We start from the raw sequence: 22,335 nt of genomic DNA on the forward strand, positions 1-22,335 counted from the left end.
GCACGCGGAGGGTTTTCGGGTGAACGGTTCCTAGAGCTGCGCGGCGTGGTCGTAGAGGCGCTTGGCCTCGGCGCCCAGGCGCGGGCCGTACTGGGTGCTGCGGTCGTCGGCGTACTTGAAGCTCACCACCGAGGAGATGGTGCCCTCGCCGGTGGCGGGGTCGAAGTCGGTGAACCAGGGGCCGCCGCTGGAGCCCTGGGTCATGGTGCAGCGAACCCCGTTGGCGGTCGTGCCGCCGGTGTCCGGTACCGTCCGGCCGGAGCAGTAGTGCAGTTCGCGGCCGTTGAAGGGGGAGGCGGCCGGGTAGCCGAAGGTGTAGACCTGTAGGCCGTTGTTCACGTTCTGATCGGTCCAGGTGGAGAAGGACAGCTTCTGCGCGCCGACCCTGTCCTGCACCGGAGTGCCGCCGTCCTCGTTCAGCACGACCATCGCGAAGTCGTAGCTGTCGTCGGCCCGGTTGGACCACTGCGGGGCGACCATGAGGTCCCGCGCGGTGAACTTGCCGTGCGGGCTGTCACCGGAGGAGTAGCCGGGGACGAAGGTCCAGTTCTGGGCCCAGGAGCCCTTGCCGTCCTTGGCGCAGTGCCCGGCGGTCACCAGGGTGCTCTTGTTGGCGGAGTCCACGACCGAGGCGGAACAGGTGAAGTCCTTGCCGTCCATGGTCAGGTACACCTTGCCGGTGGTCTCGGTGACCTTGCCGCCGTCGTTCCAGCGCGCGCCGTCGCTGTTGGGGCTGGAGGCCTGCGGCTGGATGTCGGTGGACTGCTTGAGCGGGTCGGCCAGTCCGAGGGTGGACTCCACGAGGCTGGTGATGGGCTGGGCCGCGGCCATGCGGTCGCTGGTCCAGTAGTCGAGGACCGCGGTGCGCTGTTCGCCGGTCACGGCACCGGCTTGGTGGTCGATCCCGTCCGTTCGGGAGGCGGGCGTCCGCCCTTCCGGTGCGGGGCGTTCCGGGGCGAGCGCGTCCGGGAGGACGGCTGAGGCGTGGATGGCCTGGGAGACGGCGGAGGCCGGGGCGGGCAGGTGGTCGATGAGGGCCAGACCCCCGAAGGCGACCGCGACTGCGGCCAGCGGGGCGAGGATCCTGCGTGCGGTGGGCGAGGTCATGACCACGATCTTCGCACACTTGGAGTAACTCGATAACTACTTTGGGTTTGTGTCGCGGGTTTCTCGGGAAGTCATGGGCTTTTCGGGAAGGCGACCGGCCGTCTCTGCGTGAGGCGGGACGGCCGGTCGCCCTGTCCGTGGTGTTCCGTTGACCGGAACTCGGGTTTTCGGCGCTGATCACGGGCAGAAAACCCGCACCGGCCTACCCGAGCGGGATGGTCACCCGGGTCGGCTCCTCCTCCGGGGAGGTCACCGTCACCCGGTTCCCGACCCGGCTCTCACTGACGTACCGGGCGTCCTTGCTGTCCACCACCACGGCCAGTCGGTGTCCGGCCGGCACGTCCCACACCACCGACGACAGTTCCGTCCGCACCGTCACCGGTTCGCCCGGGGCGGCGTCGCGCAGGGTGTGGGGGGCGTGGCTGAGCAGGGAACCGGTGCCCCGCTCGTTGATCGCGTACAGGTAGACGAAGACCGACTGGTCGGCGGTGGTCGGGGTGACCGTGAACGTCACCTCGGGGGTCCCCGCCACGCGGGCGCCGTCGGGGTAGGCGGGGCTGGTCCACACGGCGGCCCGGTGCCGGTCCACCGTGGGCAGCAGGACACCGGTGGGCACGTCGAAGAACTGCTGGAGCGCACCCGACAGGATCACCGTGCCGCTGCGGGCGGTCGTGCCGATCCCGGTCCGGAAGCCGTAGTCCCAGCCGGTGGCGGGCTCGCCGACCATCGCGCCCTGGCTCTGCCAGCGGCCCCAGCTGGAGCTGGGCCGGTCGAGGTGGTATTCGTCAGTCGCGGTCGTCACCGAGGGCCAGTCAGCGTGTGAGGACCACGCGCCGTCGCCGTTGTTGGGTCTGACGCGCACCGGGTCCTCGGCGTCGATGCCGTTGTCCTCGCCCTTGAGGTGGTGGTCGAACCAGCGGGCCAGGTCCTCCCAGACCTCGTTGGGAAGCCCCACCGCGCCGAACGCCTCGGAGGTGGCGTGGTCGCCGGGGGAGAGCATGAGCCGCTTGGGGCCGGACAGCTCCTCGTAGAAGTCGGCGATGTGCCCTGCGGGGAACATGCCGTCGTTCCATCCGTGCGCCATCATGACGGCGGTCCCGTTGGCGTTGATCCGGTCCACCTTGGTGGCGGCGGAGCGGTCCGGCGCCATCTCCAGGATGGGGTCGACGTTGCCGCGCCGGTACTCGCGCTCCATCTCCCTGAGGGAGTCCCCGGGGGTGCCGAGCAGGTTCCCGGCCAGGAGCAGCAGCTCGGCGGACTGCACGTCGATGGTGTCTCCGGGGTAGAGCGAGGCCCCCAGGTCGGCCCAGCCGCTCATGGAACCGACCGCCCTGACCCGTTCGTCCTCGGCGGCGGTGAGCAGGCTGATCCCGCCGCCGTAGGAGATGCCCGCCATGCCGATCCGCTCGGCGTCGGCCTCGGTGTTCTCCAGGGCCCAGTCGATGACGGCGCTGGCGTCGGCCCTGTCCTCGGGTCCGGCGACCTCGATGCCGCCGCCGGAGTCCCAGAACCCGCGGGAGGAGTAGGCGACGACCTGGTAACCGGACTCCTCCGCCAGCTTCTTGGCCGCGCCGACGTAGAGGATGTGCGGGGTCGCCCACGCCGAGGGCATCACGAGCAGGGGGCGCGGGCCCTCGGCGTCGGTGGGGGTGATGACCTTGGCCTTCAGCTCGGTGCCGTCGTGACTGACGATGGTCTCGTAGCTGGTGGTGGAGGAGACGGTGACCGCGGAGGCGGGCGCCGGGGACAGGGCGGCGACCGCGACGGCGGCAGCCACGGCGGTGGCGGAGAGAGCATGGAAGCGCGCACCGAAGGGGGTCCGCGCTCGGGAGCGGGAGCGCTCGCTGGAGGGGGGACGCGTACTGACTCGGGACATGGCGGGAACCTCGGGGGTGGGGGGAGGGAGGCTCCGATGGGCGCTCGCGCCAGCACCATCGGGGGACGGGGACACCGACGGTGATCGGCGTCTCGCCTTACTGTGAGGTAACTTACTCGCCAGTCAAGTTAGGCGATCCGGTGCCCTTTGTAAAGACCCCGTGAACACGGGGCCGCGCTTCGCCGGGTTGACCCGAGCCGACCCCAGAGCCGACCCCAGAGCCGACCCCGAGTCCGCCTCAGGGTCCGCCTCAGGGCCCGCCTCCGAGGGTTCGCCCCGCCGTTCCCCCGCGTTGTCCACAGGCCCCGGCGGCGGGCCGCCGGGTGCGGGACAATGGAGGGGTGCGAGAAGAACAGCAGCGAACAGTAGTGATCCTCGGCTCCACCGGTTCCATCGGAACCCAGGCCGTCGACATCGTCCAGCGCAACCCCGAGCGCTTCCGGGTCGTGGGCCTGGCGGCCGGGGGCGGCCGCGCCGACCTGCTCGCCAAGCAGGCGGTCGAGCTCCGGGTCGGGCACGTGGCCGTGGCGGACCCCGCCCGCGCCGCCGAGCTCACCCGCCTCCTGCGCGAACAGGGCTCCGACGCCGAGGTACTGGTCGGCGCCGAGGGCGTGGCCGCGCTGGCCGCACACCCCTGCGACGTCGTCCTCAACGGGATCACCGGCGCCCTGGGCCTGGAGTCCACCCTGGCCACGCTGCGGGCGGGCAGCACCCTCGCCCTGGCCAACAAGGAGTCCCTCATCATCGGCGGGCCGCTGGTGCGGGACCTGGCCGCCCCCGGCCAGATCGTCCCGGTCGACTCCGAGCACTACGCCATCGCCCAGTGCTTCCCCCACGTGCCCGAGGGCGAACTCAGCAGCCCCGCCCAGGGCCTGGTCCACGCCGCCCGCTCCGAGGTGCGCCGCCTGGTCGTCACCGCCAGCGGCGGACCCTTCCGGGGCCGTCGGGCGGACGAACTCACCCACGTCACCCCCGCCGAGGCCCTGGACCACCCCACCTGGAGCATGGGCCCGGTCATCACCGTCAACTCCGCGACCCTGGTCAACAAGGGGCTGGAGGTCATCGAGGCCAACCTGCTGTTCGACGTGCCCTTCGACCGGATCGACGTGGTCGTGCACCCGCAGTCGATCGTGCACTCCATGGTCGAGTACGTCGACGGCACCACCCTGGCCAAGGCGAGCCCGCCCAGCATGATGATCCCGATCGCGTACGGGATCGGCGGCCCCGAGCGCGTCCCCGACGCCGCGCCCGGTATGGACTGGTCCCGTGCCCAGAGCTGGACCTTCGAACCGCTGGACCACGAGGCCTTCCCTGCGGTGAGACTGGCCGCGGAGGTCGGTGCGTCGGGCGGAACCGCTCCGGCCGTCTACAACGCCGCCAACGAGGAGGCCGTCGACGCGTTCCTCAAGGGAAACCTCGCGTTCCCGGCCATCATGGACACCGTCTCCCAGGTAGTCTCTGAACACCAGCGGGCGGACCATCCGGGTGCCTCGACCCTGACCTTGGACGACGTGTACGCCGCTGACACCTGGGCCCGAACCCGCGCGCGCGAGCTGCTCACCCGCGGCTGAGGACCGACATCGGCTTGAGGAGTGGTGCATGGTCGTTCTGCTGACCGTGGTCGGGATCGTCCTGTTCGTCGTGGGGCTGCTGTTCTCGATCGCCTGGCACGAGCTCGGCCACATGTCCACGGCCAAGATGTTCGGGATCAAGTGCACCGAGTTCATGGTGGGCTTCGGCAAGACGCTGTGGTCGGTGCGCAGGGGCGAGACCGAGTACGGCATCAAGGCCGTCCCGCTGGGCGGGTTCGTGCGGATGGTCGGCATGCTCCCGCCCGCCCGGGAACGGGCGGACACCGGCGCCAGGAAGATGTCGCGCTGGCGGGCCATGGCCGAGGACGCCCGCGAGGCCTCCTACATGGAGCTGTCCCCCGAGGACCAGGACCGGCAGTTCTACCAGCGCGCCCCCTGGAAGCGCCTGATCGTCATGTTCGCCGGTCCGGGCATGAACCTCGTGCTGGCGATCATCCTGCTCGGTGTGCTCTTCATGGGCATCGGCGTGCACCAGGAGACCCCGCAGATCGGGTCCGTCCGCGAGTGCGTCGTCCCGGCCGGGGTGACCGCCACCGAGTGCACCGACGAGTTCGCGCCCACCCCCTCCCATGAGGCGGGGCTGGAGCCCGGCGACGTCGTCGTCTCGATCGACGGCGAGCCGGTGACCGGCGACACCGTGAACGGGCAGATCAGACGGTCCCTCGGCAGCACCGAGTTCGTGATCGAACGCGACGGCGAGCGGTTCACCACCGACGTCGACATCGTCGAGAACGAGCTGCCCGCCCGGGACACCGAGGGCAACATCGTCTACGAGACCGACGACCGGGGCGACCACGTCTACGACGAGCAGGGCCGCAGGGTCGCCGCCACCGAGGTCGTGGGCTTCCTGGGTGTGGTGTTCGTCCAGGAGCGCCAGGCGCTGACCGTGGGCGAGTCGGTCTCCGAGGTCGGCACCATGCTGGTCGGCGTGGGCGAGGCGATCATCGCCCTGCCCAGCCGGGTCCCCGAGGTGTTCGGCGCCGCCTTCCTGGGCGAGCAGCGCACCGAGGACTCCCCGGTGGGCATCGTGGGCATCTCCCGCATCGGCGGCGAGATCATGTCGCAGGGCCTGCCCGTGATCGACACCGTGGCGATCATGATCAGCATCCTGGCCAGCGTCAACCTCTTCCTCTTCGCCTTCAACATGCTGCCGATCCTGCCGCTGGACGGCGGGCACATGGCCGGGGCGATCTGGGAGTCCGTCAAGAAGTGGACCGCCCGGATCTTCCGGAGACCGGACCCGGGACCGGTGGACGTGGCCCTGCTGACACCTGTGGCCTACGTGATCGTGGGCTGCTTCCTCGTCTTCAGCGTCATCCTGCTCGTGGCCGACCTCATCAACCCGGTACGGCTGTTCGGCTGACCCCTCCGGGGGCGGCCGTGCGCCGCCCCCGAGGGATGAACACCGGTTGAACTGGTGTGAGCGCGGCCACGAAGGGCCATGGGTCGCCCGAAGGGCGGGTAACCTGGAGGTCGCGTACCGGGATCGCCGCCGTGGCGGAGGCCAGCGAGACGGAGCACCCGGTCACGCCTGGCGGGCGCCGCCGCGCGCGCCCCACTCTCCACGAACCGGACGACATCAAGTGCCGCCCTCCCTCCGGCGGCAGACGAGGTGAACCAAGCGTGACCATTGATCTCGGTATTCCCGCCACACCGCCGCGCCCGCTGGCGACCCGGCGCAAGACCCGACAGATCATGGTCGGGAACGTCCCCGTGGGCGGGGACGCGCCGGTGTCCGTGCAGTCCATGACGACCACCCGCACCTCCGACATCAACGCGACCCTCCAGCAGATCGCCGAGCTGACGGCCTCGGGCTGCCAGATCGTGCGCGTGGCCGTTCCCACCAACGACGATGCCGACGCGCTGCCGATCATCGCCAGGAAGTCGCAGATCCCGGTGATCGCCGACATCCACTTCCAGCCCAAGTACGTGTTCGCGGCGATCGACGCCGGCTGCGCCGCCGTGCGCGTCAACCCGGGCAACATCAAGAAGTTCGACGACAAGGTCGCCGAGATCGCCAAGGCCGCCTCCGACGCCGGGACCCCGATCCGGATCGGCGTCAACGCCGGTTCGCTCGACAAGCGCCTGCTCGCCAAGTACGGCAAGGCCACTCCCGAGGCGCTCGTGGAGTCGGCGCTCTGGGAGTGCTCGCTGTTCGAGGAGCACGGCTTCCAGGACATCAAGATCTCGGTCAAGCACAACGACCCGGTCGTGATGGTCAACGCCTACCGGCTGCTGTCGCAGGCCTGCGACTACCCGCTGCACCTGGGCGTCACCGAGGCCGGTCCGGCCTTCCAGGGCACCATCAAGTCCTCCGTGGCCTTCGGTGCCCTGCTCTCGGAGGGGATCGGCGACACCATCCGCGTGTCCCTGTCCGCCCCGCCCGCCGAGGAGGTCAAGGTCGGCGCCCAGATCCTGGAGTCCCTGGGTCTGCGCGAGCGCGGCCTGGAGATCGTCTCCTGCCCGAGCTGCGGCCGCGCCCAGGTGGACGTCTACACGCTCGCCGAGGAGGTCACCGCCGGGCTGGAGGGCCTGGAGGTGCCGCTGCGCGTGGCCGTCATGGGCTGCGTCGTGAACGGCCCGGGTGAGGCGCGCGACGCCGACCTCGGTGTGGCCTCCGGCAACGGCAAGGGCCAGATCTTCGTCAAGGGCGAGGTCATCAAGACCGTCCCCGAGTCCAAGATCGTCGAGACGCTGATCGAGGAGGCCATGCGCATCGCCGAGGAGATGGGCGAGGCCGGGGTCGAGGGCGAGCCCAGCGTGTCCGTCGCGGGCTGATCCACGAGGGTCCCCGCCAGGGGCCACCACGCTTCAGGGGAGTACGGCCGGTGCCGTGCTCCCCTTTGCCGTGTCCTGGGGTCGAGTTGGCCCGGCCGCCGGGGCGCTGGCCAGGAACACCTGAGGGAGCCGAACGCTTACACGGACGGGTGGATCCCGCATCGCCGCTGGTCAGGTGAGCATGATCACCGTGTGTCACTCCACATGACATGCGTCACCATGACGTGCGTTCTCTTGCGTCAGCGCGCATGATTCCGTCATGTGAAGCGGACACAGGCAACGAATGTGGGTCATGTTACTCACGCAACACCATTAACGTTGCCCAAGGCACATTTGGGGTCCCGTTGGTTCGTGACGGCGCCGATCCGGTGTGCCCACCCGCAGAACGTCGAGGAGTCATTTCGTGGTGGACCAGAAGAGCCCCGCGCGGTCGGACGCCTCCGCTCCCACGCTGGGGCGGCGTCTGAGCCGACGCAAGCCGGTCGAGAAGCTCGTGGCCGAGACCGAGGGCGACAACGGCCTGCGCCGCACCATGGGGTTCTGGCAGCTGTCGATGATCGGTATCGGCGCCACCCTGGGCACCGGCATCTTCGTGGTCCTGGGAGAGGCGGTCCCGATCGCCGGACCCGCCGTCATCCTGGCGTTCGTCCTGGCCGGTGTCACCGCGCTCTTCTCCGCGCTCGCCTACGCCGAGATGGCCGGGATGATCCCCGCCTCCGGCTCGGCCTACTCCTACAGCTACGCCACCATGGGCGAGTTCATGGCCTGGGTGTGCGGCTGGTGCCTGATGCTCACCTACGGGGTCTCCGTGGCGGCGGTCGGCGTCGGCTGGGGCCAGTACATCAACGAGCTCCTGCACCTGACCACGGGCCTGTCTCTGCCCGGCGCGCTCCTGGCCGGACCACTGGAGGGCGGCCTGGTCAACGTCCCCGCCGCCGTCGTGGTCCTGCTGTCGATGTTCGCCCTGCTCGCGGGGGTGCGAGAGAGCACCCGGGTCAACGCCGTCATGGTCACCATCAAGATCGCCGTGCTGGTGATGTTCGTGGCCATCGCGATCACCGCCGTCCAGCGGGGCAACTTCGCCCCGTTCCTGCCGATGGGCATGGCCGGTGTCTCCGCCGCCGGAGCCACCCTGTTCTTCTCCTACATCGGCTTCGACTCCGCCTCCACCGCCAGCGAGGAGGCCCGGAATCCGCAGCGCGACCTGCCGCGCGCCATCATGTTCTCCATGATCGTGGTCACCGCGATCTACTGCCTGGTGGCCTTCAGCGCTGTCGGGGCCCTCAACTGGACCCGGTTCGCCGAGGGGCGGACCTCCCTGGCCGGGATCCTCACCGTCGTCACCGGCACCCCGATCTGGGCGGTCATCTTCGCCGCCGGTGCCGTCCTGGCCCTGGCCAGCGTCGTCCTGGTGGTCCTCTACAGCCAGACCCGCATCCTCTTCGCGATGTCCCGCGACGGACTGATCCCCGCCTCCTTCTCCAAGGTGGACTCCCGAGGCACCCCGCGCGCCAACACGATCATCACGTCGGTGTTCATCGCCCTGCTGGCCGCGCTCATCCCGCTCGGTCCGCTCGCCGACGCCACCGCCATCGGCACGCTTTTCGCGTTCGCCCTGGTCAACGTGGCGGTGCTCGTGCTGCGGAGGAACCGCCCGGACCTCAAGCGCGCCTTCCGGATGCCCGGCGCCCCGGTGACCCCGGTCCTGGGTGTGCTGGCCTGCGCCTACCTGATGGTCAGCATGCCGGTCAGCGTGTGGGTCGCCTTCGGCGCCTGGCTCGTGGTGGGACTTGCGATCTACTTCGGCTACGGCATGCGCCGCTCCGCGCTGGAGACCGAGTCCACCGTGCGGGTGGGTTCCTGAGCGGAGCCGAGCCCGCGCCGCCCACGGCGGCGGACGGACGAGCGGGGGCGGGGCTCGGGGGAATCCCCCGGCCCCGCCCCGTGTTCGTCCCGGTGTCCGAAGCCGCTCCGGGTTGGCGAACGAACGGAGCGTGAGAGCGCCATCAGGCGCAAAGAACCACTCCGGATCAGCGATAACTCGCAACGGAGTGCATGTCCCACACACGGTTCCCACGTCCCCCTCCACCTAGAGTGGACGCGGCCGACCAGCGGCGACACACCAGGAGGTACGCAGCGATGCCCGCACCACTGCGCGTGGCCCTCGACCAGGGCACGGGACGCAGCGGCGATCCCGCCTCCTCGCTCCACCGGCTCCACGAGCGGGCCCGCGCGGCCGCCGCCGAGGGCGCCGCCCTGCTGGTCACCCCCGAGATGTCGCTGACCGGCTACAACCTCGGTGGGCGGGTCCGGGACCTGGCCGAGCCCGCGGACGGCCCCCTCTTCACGGAGGTCTCCCGGATCGCCGCCGACACCGGCGTGGCGATCGTCTACGGCTTCCCCGAGCTGGCCGACGGGGACGTGTACAACGCGGTGCGGTTCGTGGACGCCACGGGGGCCTCCCGCGCGCTGTACCGCAAGACCCACCTGTTCGGCGGCCTGGACCGGGACCTCTTCCGCCCCGGGGACGAGCTGGTCGTCCAGGTCGACTTCGACGGTCACCGGATCGGCCTCCTGGTCTGCTACGACGTCGAGTTCCCCGAGCCCGTCCGGGCCCACGCCCAGGCCGGGACCACCCTCCTCGTCGTGCCCACGGCCCTGATGGCCCCGAACACGTCGGTGGCCACCCTCCTTGTCCCGGCGCGGGCCTTGGAGAACCAGCTCCACCTCGCCTACGTGAACCGCTGCGACACCGAGGGCGAACTCGACTACGTCGGACTGAGCGCGCTCGTGGGACCCGACGGTGCCGAGCTGCTCCGGGGCGGGGGCACCGAGACCCTGCTGGTCGGCGACGTCGACCCGGCGGCCACCGAGGCCTCCCGTGCCGAACTCTCCTACCTCGGGGACCGCCGCATGGACCTGTACCCCGCGCCCGACACCCACTGACACCACCCGCCCGACCCGCACCGCCGCGCCTGCGGTACCCACACACCCCGCTCCAGTGAAGGAGGGCCCCATGACGTCCGCCGTGCCCACGTCCGCCGGTACCGCAGCCGTGTCCGACGACCAGGACCGTCCCCTGACCATGTCCGGGCCCGACTTCCCGTTCGCCTACGACGAGTTCCTGGCGCACCCCGCCGGCCTGGGCCAGGTTCCCGCCGAACACCACGGCGCCGAGGTCGCGGTCATCGGCGGCGGCCTGTCCGGCATCGTCACCGCCTACGAGCTGATGAAGATGGGGCTGCGGCCGGTCGTGTACGAGGCCGACCGGATCGGCGGCCGCCTGCGCACCGAGCGCCTGCCCGGGGCCCCCGACGACGTGGTCGCCGAGATGGGCGCGATGCGCTTCCCTCCGACCTCCACGTCCTTCTGGCACTACGCCGACCGCGTGGACCTGCGCACCAGCCCCTTTCCCAACCCGCTCTCCCCGGCCACCCCGAGCACCGTCGTCGATCTCAAGGGCGAGTCGCACTACGCGACGCACCTGGACGACCTGCCCGAGCTGTACCGGGACGTGGCGCGCGCCTGGGACCGGACCCTGGAGAGCGTCGAGCACACCCGCATGCAGCGGGCGATCCGCGAGCGCGACGTGGCCACCCAGAAGGAGATCTGGAACCGGCTGGTCGAGCGGCTCGACAACCAGACCTTCTACGGCTTCCTGTGCGAGTCCCCGGGCTTCGCGTCCTTCAGGGACCGCGAGGTCTTCGGCCAGGTGGGCTTCGGGACCGGAGGCTGGGACACGGACTTCCCCAACTCCATCCTGGAGATCCTGCGGGTCACCTACACGGGCGCCGACGACGATCACATGGGCATCGTCGGGGGCGTGGACCAGCTCCCGCTCCGACTGTGGGAGGACGCCCCGGACAAGCTCGTGCACTGGGCGCAGGGCACGTCCCTGGCCTCGCTGCACGGCGGTGAGGCGCGCCCCGCCGTGACAGCGCTGCGCCGCACGGCGGCGAAGGGCTCCCAGGCGGGCAACATCACCGTCACCGACTCCTCCGGCTCCACCCGCACCTACCCGGCGGCCGTGTTCACGGCGCAGTCCTGGATGATGCTGTCCAAGATCGACTGCGACGACGACCTGCTGCCGATCGACCACTGGACCGCGATCGAGCGGACCCACTACATGGAGTCCTCGAAGCTGTTCGTCCCGGTGGACCGCGCGTTCTGGAGGGACCGGGACCCGGAGACCGGCCGGGACGTCATGAGCATGACGCTCACCGACCGCATGACCCGGGGCACCTACCTGCTGGAGGGTGAGGACCCGGACGGCCCGGCGGCGATCTGCCTGTCCTACACCTGGTGCGACGACTCACTCAAGTGGCTGCCGCTGTCCGCCAACGAGCGCCTGGAGGTCATGCTGGCCTCGCTGGGCAAGATCTACCCGGACGTGGACGTGCGCTCCCACATCACCGGTGACCCGGTCACGGTCTCCTGGGAGGACGAGCCGTACTTCATGGGCGCGTTCAAGGCGAACCTGCCCGGCCACTACCGGTACCAGCGCCGCCTGTTCACGCACTTCCACCAGGAGGACCTGGCGGAGCGGCACCGGGGGCTGTTCCTCGCCGGTGACGACGTGTCATGGACCGCCGGGTGGGCCGAGGGCGCCGTGCAGACCGCCCTGAACGCGGTGTGGGGCGTCATGCACCACTTCGGCGGCCGCACCGACCCCACCAACCCGGGCCCGGGCGACCTGTTCGACGAGCTGGCCCCGGTGGCCCTGCCCGAGGACTGACCCCTGGCTGATCGTGGGACCATCGGGGACGGGGCACACGGCCCCGCCCCCGAAGGAAGAAGCGTTCCCTGTGTCCTCCCCCGAACGGACCAAGCGACGTGAGGTCCTGTGGTCCCCGGCGCCTCTGCTCCTGAGCCCGTTGGCGGTGATACCCCTGGGCATGCTGTACGCGGCCTCCTCCCAACCGAGCTCGGACCGGGTCGGAGAGGTCGTGGCCCACGTCGCGGCGTGCGTCCTGATGTGGATGCTCCTCGCCACCCTCTTCGGGCGTCACGTGTGGATCGGTTCACGGCGGATCCAGGTCAACAACGCCCTGAACTCGACCCGGTTGGCGCTGGCGGACGTCCGGAGCGTGTCGGTGGGGGAGTGGGGTGAGATCATCCTCCGCCTTCGGGACGGCGGCAGGGTGCGGGTCACCTCGCACCTGAGCGGCCCCCGGAATCCGTTCCCTTCCCTCAGATCGGCTGAACGCGCCGCGGGCGGACTCCGTCGGGCGGTACGGGCGGCCGGGGTCCCGGGCCGGAAGCCGGTGGTCGTCGAACGCGCCCGGTGGCCGGTCCCGCTCTTCCTCGGCCTGTCGCTGGTTGTCTGCCTCGCCGCGAGGCTGGGTTTCGCCCAGGCTCCGTGAGAGCTCCCTAGTCCGGCGGGTCCGTGTCGGCGGCTCCGGCGAGGATGGGCTGGTCGACCAGACGGGAGAGCACCAGGGTGCTCTTGGTGCGGACCACGAAGGGTTCGGCGCCGATCCGCTCGATCACCTCCTCCAGGTGCTGGGTGTCGCGCGCGCGGACCTGCACGATGGCGTCGGCCTCCCCGGTGACGGTGCAGGCCGAGGTGATCTCCGCGTAGCCGGACAGGCCGATCCGGATCTCGCCGGGGGACGTGCGGGCGCGGCAGTAGAGCTCGATGAAGGCCTCGGTGGTCCAGCCGATCGCCTGGGGCTCGACGACCACGGTGAAGCCGCGCACGGCGCCGGACTCGATCAGGCGGTCCACCCGGCGCTTCACCGCCGAGGGGCTGAGGCCGACCCCGCCGCCGATCTCCGCGAAACTCGTCCGCGCGTCCGCGCCGAGCATCGCGATGATCCGCTCGTCGACACGATCAAGCCGCATTGTGCCCCTTTGTCCATGTCTGATCTGACCAGGGCACATGTTACCGGGGGAGTGCTTGGTCGGGGCCCGTGTCGCTTCCCATTGTCACGTTGCGTAGCGGCGAGAATGCATGAGGACATCCTGGCCGGTATCGGGGGTAAGCGAGTGCGATCAGCGTGCACACAGTGGGCAGCAGTCTCCGCCGGGGTGCTCCTGGCATCCCTGGTCGCCGTGCCTGCGGCGCAGGCCGCCCCGGCGGGGGCGCCCCCCGCGCCGACCACCAGGATCGACCAGAGGGCGCTTGACTGGCGGCCCTGCGAGGACCTCGAACCGGTCGGCGACACCGCGATGGAGTGCGCCACCCTCACCGTCCCCATGGCCAGGAGCACCGACGGCGGTCGCGTCGGCGACCTCGCCGAGACCCTCCAGATCGCCCTGTCCCGGGTCCCCGCCACCGGCACCGCCGAGCACACCGTGCTGGTCAACCCCGGCGGACCGGGCAGCGCCGGACGCAAGTGGGCCGCGCACACCCACAACCGCATGCCCGAGGAACTGCGCGAGATCTACGACGTGGTCGCCTTCGACCCGCGCGGCATGGGCGCCTCCACCCCCAACGTCACCTGCGACCCCGCCTACTTCGCCCCCGTCCGCAAGGACTCCGTCCCGGCCGACGCCATGGAGGAGCGGGCGCTGCGCGAGGACGCCGAGGCCTACGCCGACGCCTGCGCCCGGAACACCGGTCCGCTCCTGGACCACATGCGCACCGAGGACACCGCGCACGACATGGACGCCATCCGCGTCGCCCTCGGCCTGGAGCAGGTCGACTACCTCGGCTACTCCTACGGCAGCTACCTCGGCACCGTCTACGCCTCGCTCTACCCCGACAGCGTGCGCGCCGTGGTCCTGGACAGCGTCGTCGACCCGGACCTGCCCTGGTACGAGAGCAACCTCCGCCAGAGCCGGTCCCTGGACCGCGCCGCGGAGAACTTCTTCGACTGGATCGCCCGCCACGACGGCACCTACGGTCTGGGCACCGACGGCGGTGCGGTCTCCGCCGCCTACTACGACCTGCGCGCGCGACTCCGCGAGGCCCCGCTGGAGGACACCGTCGGACCCTCCGAGCTGGACGGCGCCGCCTCCGTCGTGGCCTACAGCGGCAACTCCTGGCCCTCCGTCGCCGAAGCCCTGGCCGCCCAGGTCAACGACGCCGACCCGGCCCCGCTCCTGAAGCTGCACGACACCTACGGGGACGACGCGGACAGCGACCCCGCCTTCGGCGGCTACCTCGCGGTCCAGTGCACCGACGCCCCCTGGCCCCGCGACTGGGACACCTGGGACACGGACGCCAGGCGGGTCCACGAGGACGCACCCTTCCTGGGCTGGCACAACATCTGGTACAACGCCCCGTGCGCCTCCTGGGCCGGAGAGGCCGACCCGTGGTTCCAGGTCGGTGACGGCCCCTACGAACACCCCGCGTACGAAGGCGACGTCCTCGTCGTGCACGCCACCGAGGACGGCGCGACCCCGGTCGAGGGCGCCCACTCCCTGCGTGACCGCCTGCCCGGCTCCTCACTGGTGATCGAGGACGGCGGCATCACCCACGGTGTGGCACTCACCGGCAACACCTGCGTGGACGAGACCGTCGTCGCCTACCTCAAGGACGGGGTCCTGCCCGAACGCGGCGCCGACGGCCCCGACGTCACCTGCGAGGCCCGCCCCGAGCCCAGCCCGCGCGGCGCGCAGAGCACCGAACCGACGCAGGTGGAACGCCTCGGACCGATCGGACTCGAAACATCCAGGTGAGTCCGGACAGAGGGTCTAATAGGCTGGAATCGGCGCGAATTCGTCGTGGGCCCACGAACCGATCCGGTGTCCCGCCGGAGCAGGTGATCGGGATGATGGGGGAGATGCGATGCTGCGGACCTCGGCGGTACGGATCCTGGGAGAACGCGACCGGGAGGCCGTCCGCGCGCTCCTGGACGCCGACCCCGTGGGCAACGTGTTCGTGGCCTCACGGCTGATGGCCACCGGCATGTCCGGCGGGGCCGGGGCCGAACTCTGGGGTCACACCGAACGCGGCAGACTCACCGCCCTGTGTTACTCGGGTGCCAACCTCGTCCCGGTCAACGCGGGGCCCGCCGCCGTACGCGGGTTCGCCGACCACGCCCGCTGGCGCGGCCGCCGCTGCTCGTCGATCGTCGGTCCGGTCGAGGCGGTCAGCGACTTCTGGCAGCAGATCACCCCCTCCTGGGGGCCCGCCCGCGTCATCCGCGCGAGCCAGCCGGTCCTGGAGATCGACGGCCCGCCCGCCGTCGCCCCCGACCCCCTGGTGCGCCGGGTCCGCGTCCAGGAGATCAACACCCTGGTCCCCGCCTGCGTCGCCATGTTCACCGAGGAGGTGGGGGTCCCCCCGGACTCCGGCGACGGCGGCGCCCTCTACCGTGCCCGCGTCGAGGAACTGGTCCGCACCGGCCGGGCCTTCGCCCGGATCGAGGACGGCCGCGTGGTCTTCAAGGCCGAGATCGGCGCCGTCACCCGGCACGCCTGCCAGGTCCAGGGGGTGTGGGTCCACCCGGAGCTGCGCGGCCAGGGATACTCCAGCGCGGGCATGGCGGCCGTCGTCAACTACGCCCTCGCCGAGATCGCCCCCCGGGTGACCCTCTACGTCAACGACTTCAACACCCCCGCCAGGGCCACCTACCAGCGCGTCGGCTTCCGCCAGGTGGGAGAGGTCATGTCGGTGCTCTTCTGAGTGGCGGCGCGTACCTGACGCATCCCCGTCAGTTTGCCGATCCGTCCCGGGTCGGCGCCGACGGCGCTCGGTAACGTGGACGGGCTCCCTCCCCCGCGCCGCAGAGAGGCCCCATGCTCCACAACCCGACCGGTCGCGCTCGCCTGGGGCTGGCCCTCCTCCTCGCCCTGCTGACGGTGCTGGGGCCGCTCAACATCGACATGTACCTCCCGGCCTTCCCGGAGATCTCCGACGACCTCGGCGCCAGCGCCTCCCAGGTGCAGCTGAGCCTCACCAGCTGCCTGGTGGGCCTGGCCGTCGGCCAGGTGGTGATCGGCCCGATCAGCGACGCCCGGGGACGGCGCGCGCCGCTCCTCGTCTGCGTGGCCCTGTTCGTGCTGGCCTCGGCCCTGTGCGCGCTCGCCCCCAACACCGGGGTCCTGGTGCTGGGCCGCTTCCTCCAGGGGTTCACCGCCAGCGCCGGAGTGGTGCTCTCCCGCGCCGTGGTGCGCGACGTCTTCGACGGCACCGCGCTCACGCGGTTCTTCGCCCTGATCATGGTGGTGGTCGCGGTCGCCCCGATGGTCGCCCCGGTGGTCGGCGGCGGGGTCCTGCTCCTGCCCTCCGCCACGTGGCGGAGCGTCTTCTGGGCGCTGGCCCTGCTCGGCGCCGTGGTCGTCCTGGTCGTGGCCGCGCGGCTGCCGGAGACCCTCCCCGTGGAGCGGCGCATCCCCAGCACGCTCGGCGGCAGCCTGCGCACCATGGGTGGGCTCCTCAGGGACCGCCGCTACATCGGCCACACGCTCATCGTCGGTCTGCTGCACGGCGGCAGCTTCGCCTACGTCGCCGGGACGCCCTTCGTCTACCAGGACCTGTACGGGGTGTCCCCGCAGGTGTTCGGGTTCCTCTTCGGCGTGAACGGGATCGCCATCATCCTCGGGAGCACCGCCGTCGGCCGCCTCAGCGACCGCTACGGGGAGCGCACCCTGCTCGGAGTGGCCGTGGTCGTGGCGGTGGCCGCCACCGCCGTGGTGCTCGCCACGGCGCTCCTCCAAGGGCCGCTGACCCTGCTGGTCGTCCCGATCTTCGTCTACATGACCTGCATGGGCATGGTCCTCACGGGATCCTTCGCCCTGGCCATGGAGGGCCAGGAGAACCGGGCCGGGAGCGCGAGTTCGCTCCTGGGCGCCCTGCCGATGATCATCGGCGCCGCGGTGGCGCCCCTGGTCGGACTGGACGAGAGCACCGCGGTCCCCATGGGCGTGCTCCTGTTCGGCAGTTCCGCCCTGGGCCTGCTGGTCCTGGTCACCCTCGCCCGGCCCGCGCCGATCCCCGCCGTCCGCGAGGCCGACCCCCAGCCCTGACCCGGCCGCACACGCGGGGGGCGGGGCGCGCACCGCGCACCCCGCCCCCCGTCCGGAACCGGGTCACCCCTCGGCGACGCGGTCCGACGCTCCCTTCCGCTCCGCGTCCATGCCCAGGCGCTCGGGGGCGCCGGGGAAGGACAGCTCGAAGTCCGGGGTGTCGGCGATCAGCGCGCGCGTGTACTCGTGCCTCGGCGACGACATCACCTCGCCCACCGGGCCGTACTCGACGATCTCGCCCCTGTTGAGGATGGCGACCCGCTCGGCGATGTTGGACACCAGCGCGATGTTGTGGGTCACGAACAGCAGCGCCATGCCCTGGTCCTGGAGCTCGCGCAGCAGCTTCACGATCTCCGCCTGCACCGAGACGTCCAGCGCCGACGTGATCTCGTCGCACACGAGCAGGTCCGGGCGCGTGGCCACGGCGCGCGCGATACACACGCGCTGGCGCTCACCACCGCTGAGCTGCTCCGGGAAGCGGTCCGCGTAGGAGGCGGGCAGCGCGGCCCGCTCCAGGGCCTCGGCCACCACTGCGTCCGGGTCGTCGGGACGGCCCACCAGGTGCCGGTAGGGGCCCAGGACCTGTTCCCGCACCCGCTTGCGCGGGTTCAGCGCCTCGTACGGGTTCTGGAACACGTACTGGACCCGGCGCCGCTGCTCCGCCGTCCGGCGGTAGCTGCTGGTGGCCAGCGGCTCGCCGTCGAAGAGGATCTCGCCGGTGAACTGGTGGTGCAGACCCGCCACCGAACGGGACAGGGTCGTCTTGCCCGACCCGGACTCGCCCAGCAGCGCCACGCACTCGCCCCGGGAGACCGACACGTCGATCCCCTCCAGCACCTGCGTGCGTCCGTACCCCGCGGACAGCCCGGAGATCCGCAGCAGCGGTTCCTCCTCCGGCTCGGGCTCCTCGTGCCCCGAGGTCTTCAACAGCGGCACGGCCATCAGCAGCTGGCGCGTGTACGCGTGCCGCGGATCGGACAGCACCGTCTGGGCGCGCCCGTGCTCCACGACCTCTCCCCGGTACATCACCGCGATGTCGTCGGCCAGGTCGGCGACCACGGCCATGTCGTGGCTGATGTACACACCGGCGGTCCCGTAGTCACGGGTCATCGACCGGATGGTCTCCAGCACGTGCGCCTGCGTGGTCACGTCCAGGCCGGTGGTCGGCTCGTCGAGCACGATCACGTCCGGGCGGCCCACGAACGCCATGGCGATCGCCACCCGCTGCTGCTGTCCGCCGGAGAGCTGGTGCGGGTAGCGCCGCAGGAACGCGTCGTCGTCGGGCAGGGCCACCTCGCGCATGACCTCGCGGACCCGCGCCCGGACCTCCTTGTCCGACAGCGAACCGTCGTGCAGAGCCTCCGTGAGCTGTACACCCAGCCGGAGAGCCGGGTTGAGCGCGGAGGCGGGTGACTGCGGGATGTAGGCCACCGCGCGTCCGCGCAGCTGACGGACCTCGCGCTCGTTGAGCGTGGCCAGGTCCTGGCCGGAGACCAGTACCTGACCGCCGACGATCTCCGTGGCGCGCTTGCAGTGCGCCAGCAGTGACAGGCCCAGAGTGGTCTTGCCCGAACCGGACTCACCCACCAGCCCGAGGATCTCGCCGCGCTTCACGGTGATCGACACGCCGCTGATGATCTCGACGTCCGAGGGGCGCCCGATCACGGTGAGCCCGTCGACCACCAGCACGGTCTCGCCGTCGGGACGGTCCTTCCGTCGGGTGTCCCCGGCCCCGGTCCCGCCGGGTTCCGTGTTCTCGTTCAAGGTCACTTCTCGACCCCCCGGTCGATACCGATCGCCGCGCGGGAGAGCCCGTCGGTGATGAGGTTGGCGCCGACGGTGAGCACCGCGATCGCCGTCACGGGCAGCGCGACCGCCCACGGCTGGATCGCCATGCCCTGGCGGTTCTCGTTGATCATCAGGCCCCAGTCCGCGGTGGGCGGCTGGAGTCCCATGCCGAGGAACCCGAGCACGGCCACGACCCCGATGGAGTAGGTCAGGCGCAGGCCCAGCTCCACCAGCAGCGGGCTGGTCACGTTCGGCAGGATCTCCACCGTCATGATCCGCCAGCGCGGCAGGCCGATCGCCTCGGCCGCCTTCACGTAGTCCTGCTCGATCACCTTGCGGGTGGCCTCCCGGATCACCCGGGCCACGCGCGGCATGTGCGACACCGCGATGACCGCGACGATCAGCCACACCTTCGGGCCGAGGATCGACATGACCAGCAGGGCGGCGATCAGCTGGGGGAAGGCCAGCAGCACGTCGTTCGTGCGCATGAGGACGTCGTCCACCCAGCCGCGGCGGTAACCGGCGATGACGCCGATCACCGTTCCCGCGGCCACACCGATCCCGGCGGAGGCGACGGCCAGCAGCAGCAGTGTCCAGCCGCCCCACAGGAAGCGGGTGAACACGTCGCGGCCCCGGTTGTCACCGCCGAACAGGGTGCCGTCCACGCCCGTCTCGAACGGCTTGGACACGAACTCGGTGGCGGTGTAAGGGGCCACGAACGGCCCCAGCACCGCGATCAGGACGATGAGCCCCGTCAGGGCCACACCGACCTTGGTGCGGCCGAACCGCCAAGCGGTCCGGAACAGCCCCGGGCGCCGTCGTGGCGCAGCGGTGGCGGGTGTGCTCGTCGAAGGTCCAGTCATCGGTTCGCGACCCTCACCTTCGGGTTGGCCGCCAGCCCGATCACGTCGGCGACCAGGTTGACGAGGATGTAGATCCCCGCGATGAGCAGGACCACGGCCTGGATCAGCGGCACGTCACGGTTGCCGATGGCGTCCATGAGCACCTTGCCGACACCGGGGAAGTTGAACAGGAACTCGATGGCCACCACGCCGCCGGCCAGCCAGGCCAGCTGGAGAGCGACCACCTGGGCGACCGGGCCGATCGCGTTGGGCGCGGCGTGGCGCCACAGCACCGTGCGCTCGCCCATGCCCTTGAGCCGTGCCTGCTGCACGTACTCGCTCTCCAGGACCTCGATCATCGTCGCCCGCATCATGCGCACGATCGGCGGGGCCACCGCCAGAGCCAGGGTCAGCACCGGCAGGACCCACTGCTCGGGTCCGCCCTCACGGGCGTACACGGACGGGAACACTCCGAGCCCGCCCGGCCCCAGCAGCAGGATCAGCAGGATGCCGACCACGAACTCGGGGACGGAGGCCAGGACCAGCGTTCCCATGGAGGACGTGTGGTCGAAGGCGCGGTCGCGGCGCAGGGCGCTGAACGCCCCCACGAACAGCGCGACCGGGGTCGCGACCAGGGCGGACAGGCCCATCAGGGTCAGCGAGCTCCGCACCGGGTCGGCGAGGTAGTCGGCGACGGGCAGCCGGTTGGAGAACGACGTGCCCAGGTCTCCCTGGACCAGTCCTTGGAGCCACTGCATGTACTGCACGGCCACGGGCTCGTGCAGGTTGAGCTGGTCACGGAGCGCTTCCAACCGCTCCGGGGTGGCGTCGCGTCCCAGGATGAGCTGGGCCGCGTCGCCGGGCAGTGCCTGGGTGGCCGCGAAGACCACGAGGGACACCGCCCAGAGCGTCAGTGCGCCGAAGAAGAGGCGGACGACGATGAGTCGAGTCATGGTGAGCTTTCGGTAGCGGTCTGGAGGTCGGGAACCGGAGGTCCGCTACTGCTCCAGCCACATGGTGTGGAAGGCGTAGGAACCCAGAGGGTGACCCGAGACCGCCGGGCTCAGACCGTGCACCGAGGAGTGGTAGGCGTCGAGCAGGTTCACGAAGCCCCACACGATGTAGCCGCCCTCCTCGTGCTCGATCTCCTGGGCCTTGCGGATGAGCTCGTTGCGCGCGTCGTCGTCGGCGGTCTGACGCGCCTCCTCCAGGTACTCCAGCCACTCCTCGTGCTCGCCCCACATGGTCTCGTTGTAGGGGGCGCCCACGACCGAGCCCTGGGCGGTCTGGGTGATGTAGTTCCGGGCGCTCCAGAAGTCCTGGCCGAAGGCGTACGGGAAGCCCTCCTCCGGGTTCCAGTAGTCGCTGGGGTTGACCCGCCGCAGGTTGACGGTGACACCGGCCTCACGGGCCTGCTCCTGGAAGACCTCGGCGGCGGCGACCACACCGGCGCTGATGTCGGAGGTGACCAGCTCGACCTCCAGACCGTCCTCGTGACCGGCCTCGGCGAGCAGGCGCCTGGCCTCCTCGATGTCCTGCTCCCGCTGCGCGATGTCCTCGGGGTAGGAGGGGTCCATCCGCGCGTACATGTCGTTGCCGAGCTGGCCGTACCCGGCCAGCGCCTGGTCGATCATCTCCTGCCGGTCGACGATGAGGCGGAAGGCCTGGCGCACGCGGACGTCGTCGAAGGGGGCCTCCTCGACGTTCATCGTGAAGGGCAGCCACATGCCGGTCTCGGACTCCAGGATGTTCACGTTGGGGTCGCCCTCCATGATGGCGACCTGCACGTGCGGGACCTGGCTGATGACCTGGACGTTGCCGCTGTTGAGCGCGTTGACCCGGGCGTCGTCCTCGGGGAAGTTCACGATCTCCAGCTCGTCCACGTAGGGCAGGCCGTCGATGTGGAAGCCCTCGTGGCGCTCGAAGACGCTGTACTCGCCGACCTTGAACTCGGAGAACTTGAAGGGACCGGCGCCGATCGGGTTCTCCGGGTCGTAGTCCACCGGGACGACGCAGTTGTAGTACTCGGCGAGTGCCTCGGGGAGGGTGACCAGCGGTTCGTCGACCGGGATCGTCATCCTCAGCTCGTCGACGACCTCGAGCTTCTCCGGGTCGACGCCGGGCATGTCACCCGCGCCGCGCATGGGGTTGTCGGGGTCGAGGATGCGCTTGAGCGAGTACACGACCGCCTCGGTCGTGACCGGGGTGCCGTCGTGGAAGGTCAGGCCCTCCTTGAGGACCAGCGTCCACTCGGTGCCGTCGTCGTTGGGCTCCAGCGACTCGGCAAGGTAGGGCTCGATGGTGCCGTCGTTGTCGAAGCGCATCAGAGCGGCGTAGAGGGCGTGGTTGCGCGCGATGTCGACGTTGTCGGTGGGGTCGTGCGCGTCGAGGGTGTCGCGGGCGCCGCCACCCGCGACGCCCACCTTCAGACGGC

General features: G+C 70.7%; 17 protein-coding genes. 10 read left to right on the plus strand and 7 right to left on the minus strand.

Translation table 11 applies throughout. The features are described from left to right. Positions 1-30: 30 nt before the first annotated feature. Positions 31-1,107 (minus strand): trypsin-like serine peptidase, encoded by a 1,077-nt coding sequence (locus D452_RS0102600; protein WP_017542596.1) that lies wholly within the window; start codon positions 1,105-1,107, stop codon positions 31-33. Positions 1,108-1,309: 202 nt separating this feature from the next. Further along, positions 1,310-2,983, minus strand: coding sequence for a CocE/NonD family hydrolase (locus D452_RS0102605; protein WP_017542597.1), 1,674 nt, complete (start codon positions 2,981-2,983; stop codon positions 1,310-1,312). A gap of 368 nt (positions 2,984-3,351) precedes the next feature. Here D452_RS0102605 and dxr point away from each other — a divergent pair, with 368 nt between their 5' ends. From dxr to D452_RS0102640, 7 genes are all read left to right on the plus strand, one after another. Next, positions 3,352-4,554, plus strand: a complete 1,203-nt coding sequence (gene dxr / locus D452_RS0102610; RefSeq protein ID WP_017542598.1) for a 1-deoxy-D-xylulose-5-phosphate reductoisomerase — start codon at positions 3,352-3,354, stop codon at positions 4,552-4,554. A gap of 28 nt (positions 4,555-4,582) precedes the next feature. After that, positions 4,583-5,938, plus strand: a complete 1,356-nt coding sequence (locus tag D452_RS0102615) for a M50 family metallopeptidase (RefSeq protein WP_017542599.1) — start codon at positions 4,583-4,585, stop codon at positions 5,936-5,938. 260 nt (positions 5,939-6,198) lie between these two features. Continuing rightward, on the plus strand, positions 6,199-7,353 hold the full coding sequence (gene ispG / locus D452_RS0102620) for a flavodoxin-dependent (E)-4-hydroxy-3-methylbut-2-enyl-diphosphate synthase (RefSeq protein WP_017542600.1): 1,155 nt from the start codon (positions 6,199-6,201) through the stop codon (positions 7,351-7,353). A 403-nt stretch (positions 7,354-7,756) separates the two neighbouring features. Next, positions 7,757-9,217: an amino acid permease gene (locus D452_RS0102625; RefSeq protein ID WP_017542601.1), complete on the plus strand. Its 1,461-nt coding sequence runs from the start codon at positions 7,757-7,759 to the stop codon at positions 9,215-9,217. A gap of 275 nt (positions 9,218-9,492) precedes the next feature. After that, complete coding sequence (locus tag D452_RS0102630) at positions 9,493-10,299, plus strand: carbon-nitrogen hydrolase family protein (protein ID WP_017542602.1); 807 nt, start codon at positions 9,493-9,495, stop codon at positions 10,297-10,299. A 70-nt stretch (positions 10,300-10,369) separates the two neighbouring features. Further along, a complete protein-coding gene (locus D452_RS0102635) occupies positions 10,370-12,088 on the plus strand; it encodes a flavin monoamine oxidase family protein (RefSeq protein ID WP_017542603.1) in 1,719 nt (572 codons plus the stop codon). Between the two features lie 70 nt (positions 12,089-12,158). Further along, positions 12,159-12,716, plus strand: coding sequence for a hypothetical protein (locus tag D452_RS0102640; RefSeq protein ID WP_017542604.1), 558 nt, complete (start codon positions 12,159-12,161; stop codon positions 12,714-12,716). 7 nt (positions 12,717-12,723) lie between these two features. Here the strand turns inward: D452_RS0102640 and D452_RS0102645 are convergent, their stop codons facing one another. Further along, entirely contained in the window at positions 12,724-13,197 is a 474-nt protein-coding gene (locus D452_RS0102645) for an Lrp/AsnC family transcriptional regulator (protein WP_017542605.1), read from the minus strand. A gap of 186 nt (positions 13,198-13,383) precedes the next feature. Between D452_RS0102645 and D452_RS0102650 the strand changes: the two genes are divergently transcribed. From D452_RS0102650 to D452_RS0102660, 3 genes are all read left to right on the plus strand, one after another. Then, positions 13,384-14,979: an alpha/beta fold hydrolase gene (locus D452_RS0102650; protein WP_017542606.1), complete on the plus strand. Its 1,596-nt coding sequence runs from the start codon at positions 13,384-13,386 to the stop codon at positions 14,977-14,979. 109 nt (positions 14,980-15,088) lie between these two features. Beyond that, positions 15,089-15,928 carry a GNAT family N-acetyltransferase gene (locus D452_RS0102655; RefSeq protein ID WP_017542607.1) on the plus strand — a complete coding sequence of 280 codons (840 nt, stop codon included), beginning with the start codon at positions 15,089-15,091 and terminating at the stop codon, positions 15,926-15,928. 113 nt (positions 15,929-16,041) lie between these two features. After that, positions 16,042-17,271: a Bcr/CflA family efflux MFS transporter gene (locus D452_RS0102660; RefSeq protein WP_017542608.1), complete on the plus strand. Its 1,230-nt coding sequence runs from the start codon at positions 16,042-16,044 to the stop codon at positions 17,269-17,271. A 63-nt stretch (positions 17,272-17,334) separates the two neighbouring features. On the opposite strand, the gene D452_RS0102665 is transcribed toward D452_RS0102660, so the two are convergent. The 4 genes from D452_RS0102665 to D452_RS0102680 form a co-directional block, all read right to left on the minus strand. After that, positions 17,335-19,041: an ABC transporter ATP-binding protein gene (locus tag D452_RS0102665; RefSeq protein WP_017542609.1), complete on the minus strand. Its 1,707-nt coding sequence runs from the start codon at positions 19,039-19,041 to the stop codon at positions 17,335-17,337. Next, on the minus strand, positions 19,038-19,922 hold the full coding sequence (locus D452_RS0102670) for an ABC transporter permease (RefSeq protein ID WP_026128911.1): 885 nt from the start codon (positions 19,920-19,922) through the stop codon (positions 19,038-19,040). The genes D452_RS0102665 and D452_RS0102670 overlap by 4 nt, the downstream gene beginning before the upstream one ends. Continuing rightward, the gene (locus D452_RS0102675; RefSeq protein WP_017542611.1) at positions 19,919-20,854 is read right to left on the minus strand and encodes an ABC transporter permease; all 936 of its coding nucleotides are present in this window, start codon (positions 20,852-20,854) and stop codon (positions 19,919-19,921) included. Before D452_RS0102675 ends, D452_RS0102670 begins: the two co-directional genes overlap by 4 nt. A gap of 45 nt (positions 20,855-20,899) precedes the next feature. After that, a partial coding sequence (locus D452_RS0102680; RefSeq protein ID WP_017542612.1) for an ABC transporter substrate-binding protein occupies positions 20,900-22,335 on the minus strand: 1,436 nt, incomplete at its 5' end.

The organism is Nocardiopsis prasina DSM 43845 (genome assembly GCF_000341265.1).
Lineage (GTDB): Bacteria > Actinomycetota > Actinomycetes > Streptosporangiales > Streptosporangiaceae > Nocardiopsis > Nocardiopsis prasina.

What these genes read in the sequence shown, in the direction of transcription:
- D452_RS0102600 (WP_017542596.1), bottom strand. Translation starts at nt 1,107, where the DNA reads ATGACCTCGCCCACCGCACGCAGGATCCTCGCCCCGCTGGCCGCAGTC.
- D452_RS0102605 (WP_017542597.1), bottom strand. Translation starts at nt 2,983, where the DNA reads ATGTCCCGAGTCAGTACGCGTCCCCCCTCCAGCGAGCGCTCCCGCTCC.
- D452_RS0102615 (WP_017542599.1), top strand. Translation starts at nt 4,583, where the DNA reads ATGGTCGTTCTGCTGACCGTGGTCGGGATCGTCCTGTTCGTCGTGGGG.
- D452_RS0102630 (WP_017542602.1), top strand. Translation starts at nt 9,493, where the DNA reads ATGCCCGCACCACTGCGCGTGGCCCTCGACCAGGGCACGGGACGCAGC.
- D452_RS0102635 (WP_017542603.1), top strand. Translation starts at nt 10,370, where the DNA reads ATGACGTCCGCCGTGCCCACGTCCGCCGGTACCGCAGCCGTGTCCGAC.
- D452_RS0102645 (WP_017542605.1), bottom strand. Translation starts at nt 13,197, where the DNA reads ATGCGGCTTGATCGTGTCGACGAGCGGATCATCGCGATGCTCGGCGCG.
- D452_RS0102655 (WP_017542607.1), top strand. Translation starts at nt 15,089, where the DNA reads ATGCTGCGGACCTCGGCGGTACGGATCCTGGGAGAACGCGACCGGGAG.
- D452_RS0102660 (WP_017542608.1), top strand. Translation starts at nt 16,042, where the DNA reads ATGCTCCACAACCCGACCGGTCGCGCTCGCCTGGGGCTGGCCCTCCTC.
- D452_RS0102670 (WP_026128911.1), bottom strand. Translation starts at nt 19,922, where the DNA reads ATGACTGGACCTTCGACGAGCACACCCGCCACCGCTGCGCCACGACGG.
- D452_RS0102675 (WP_017542611.1), bottom strand. Translation starts at nt 20,854, where the DNA reads ATGACTCGACTCATCGTCGTCCGCCTCTTCTTCGGCGCACTGACGCTC.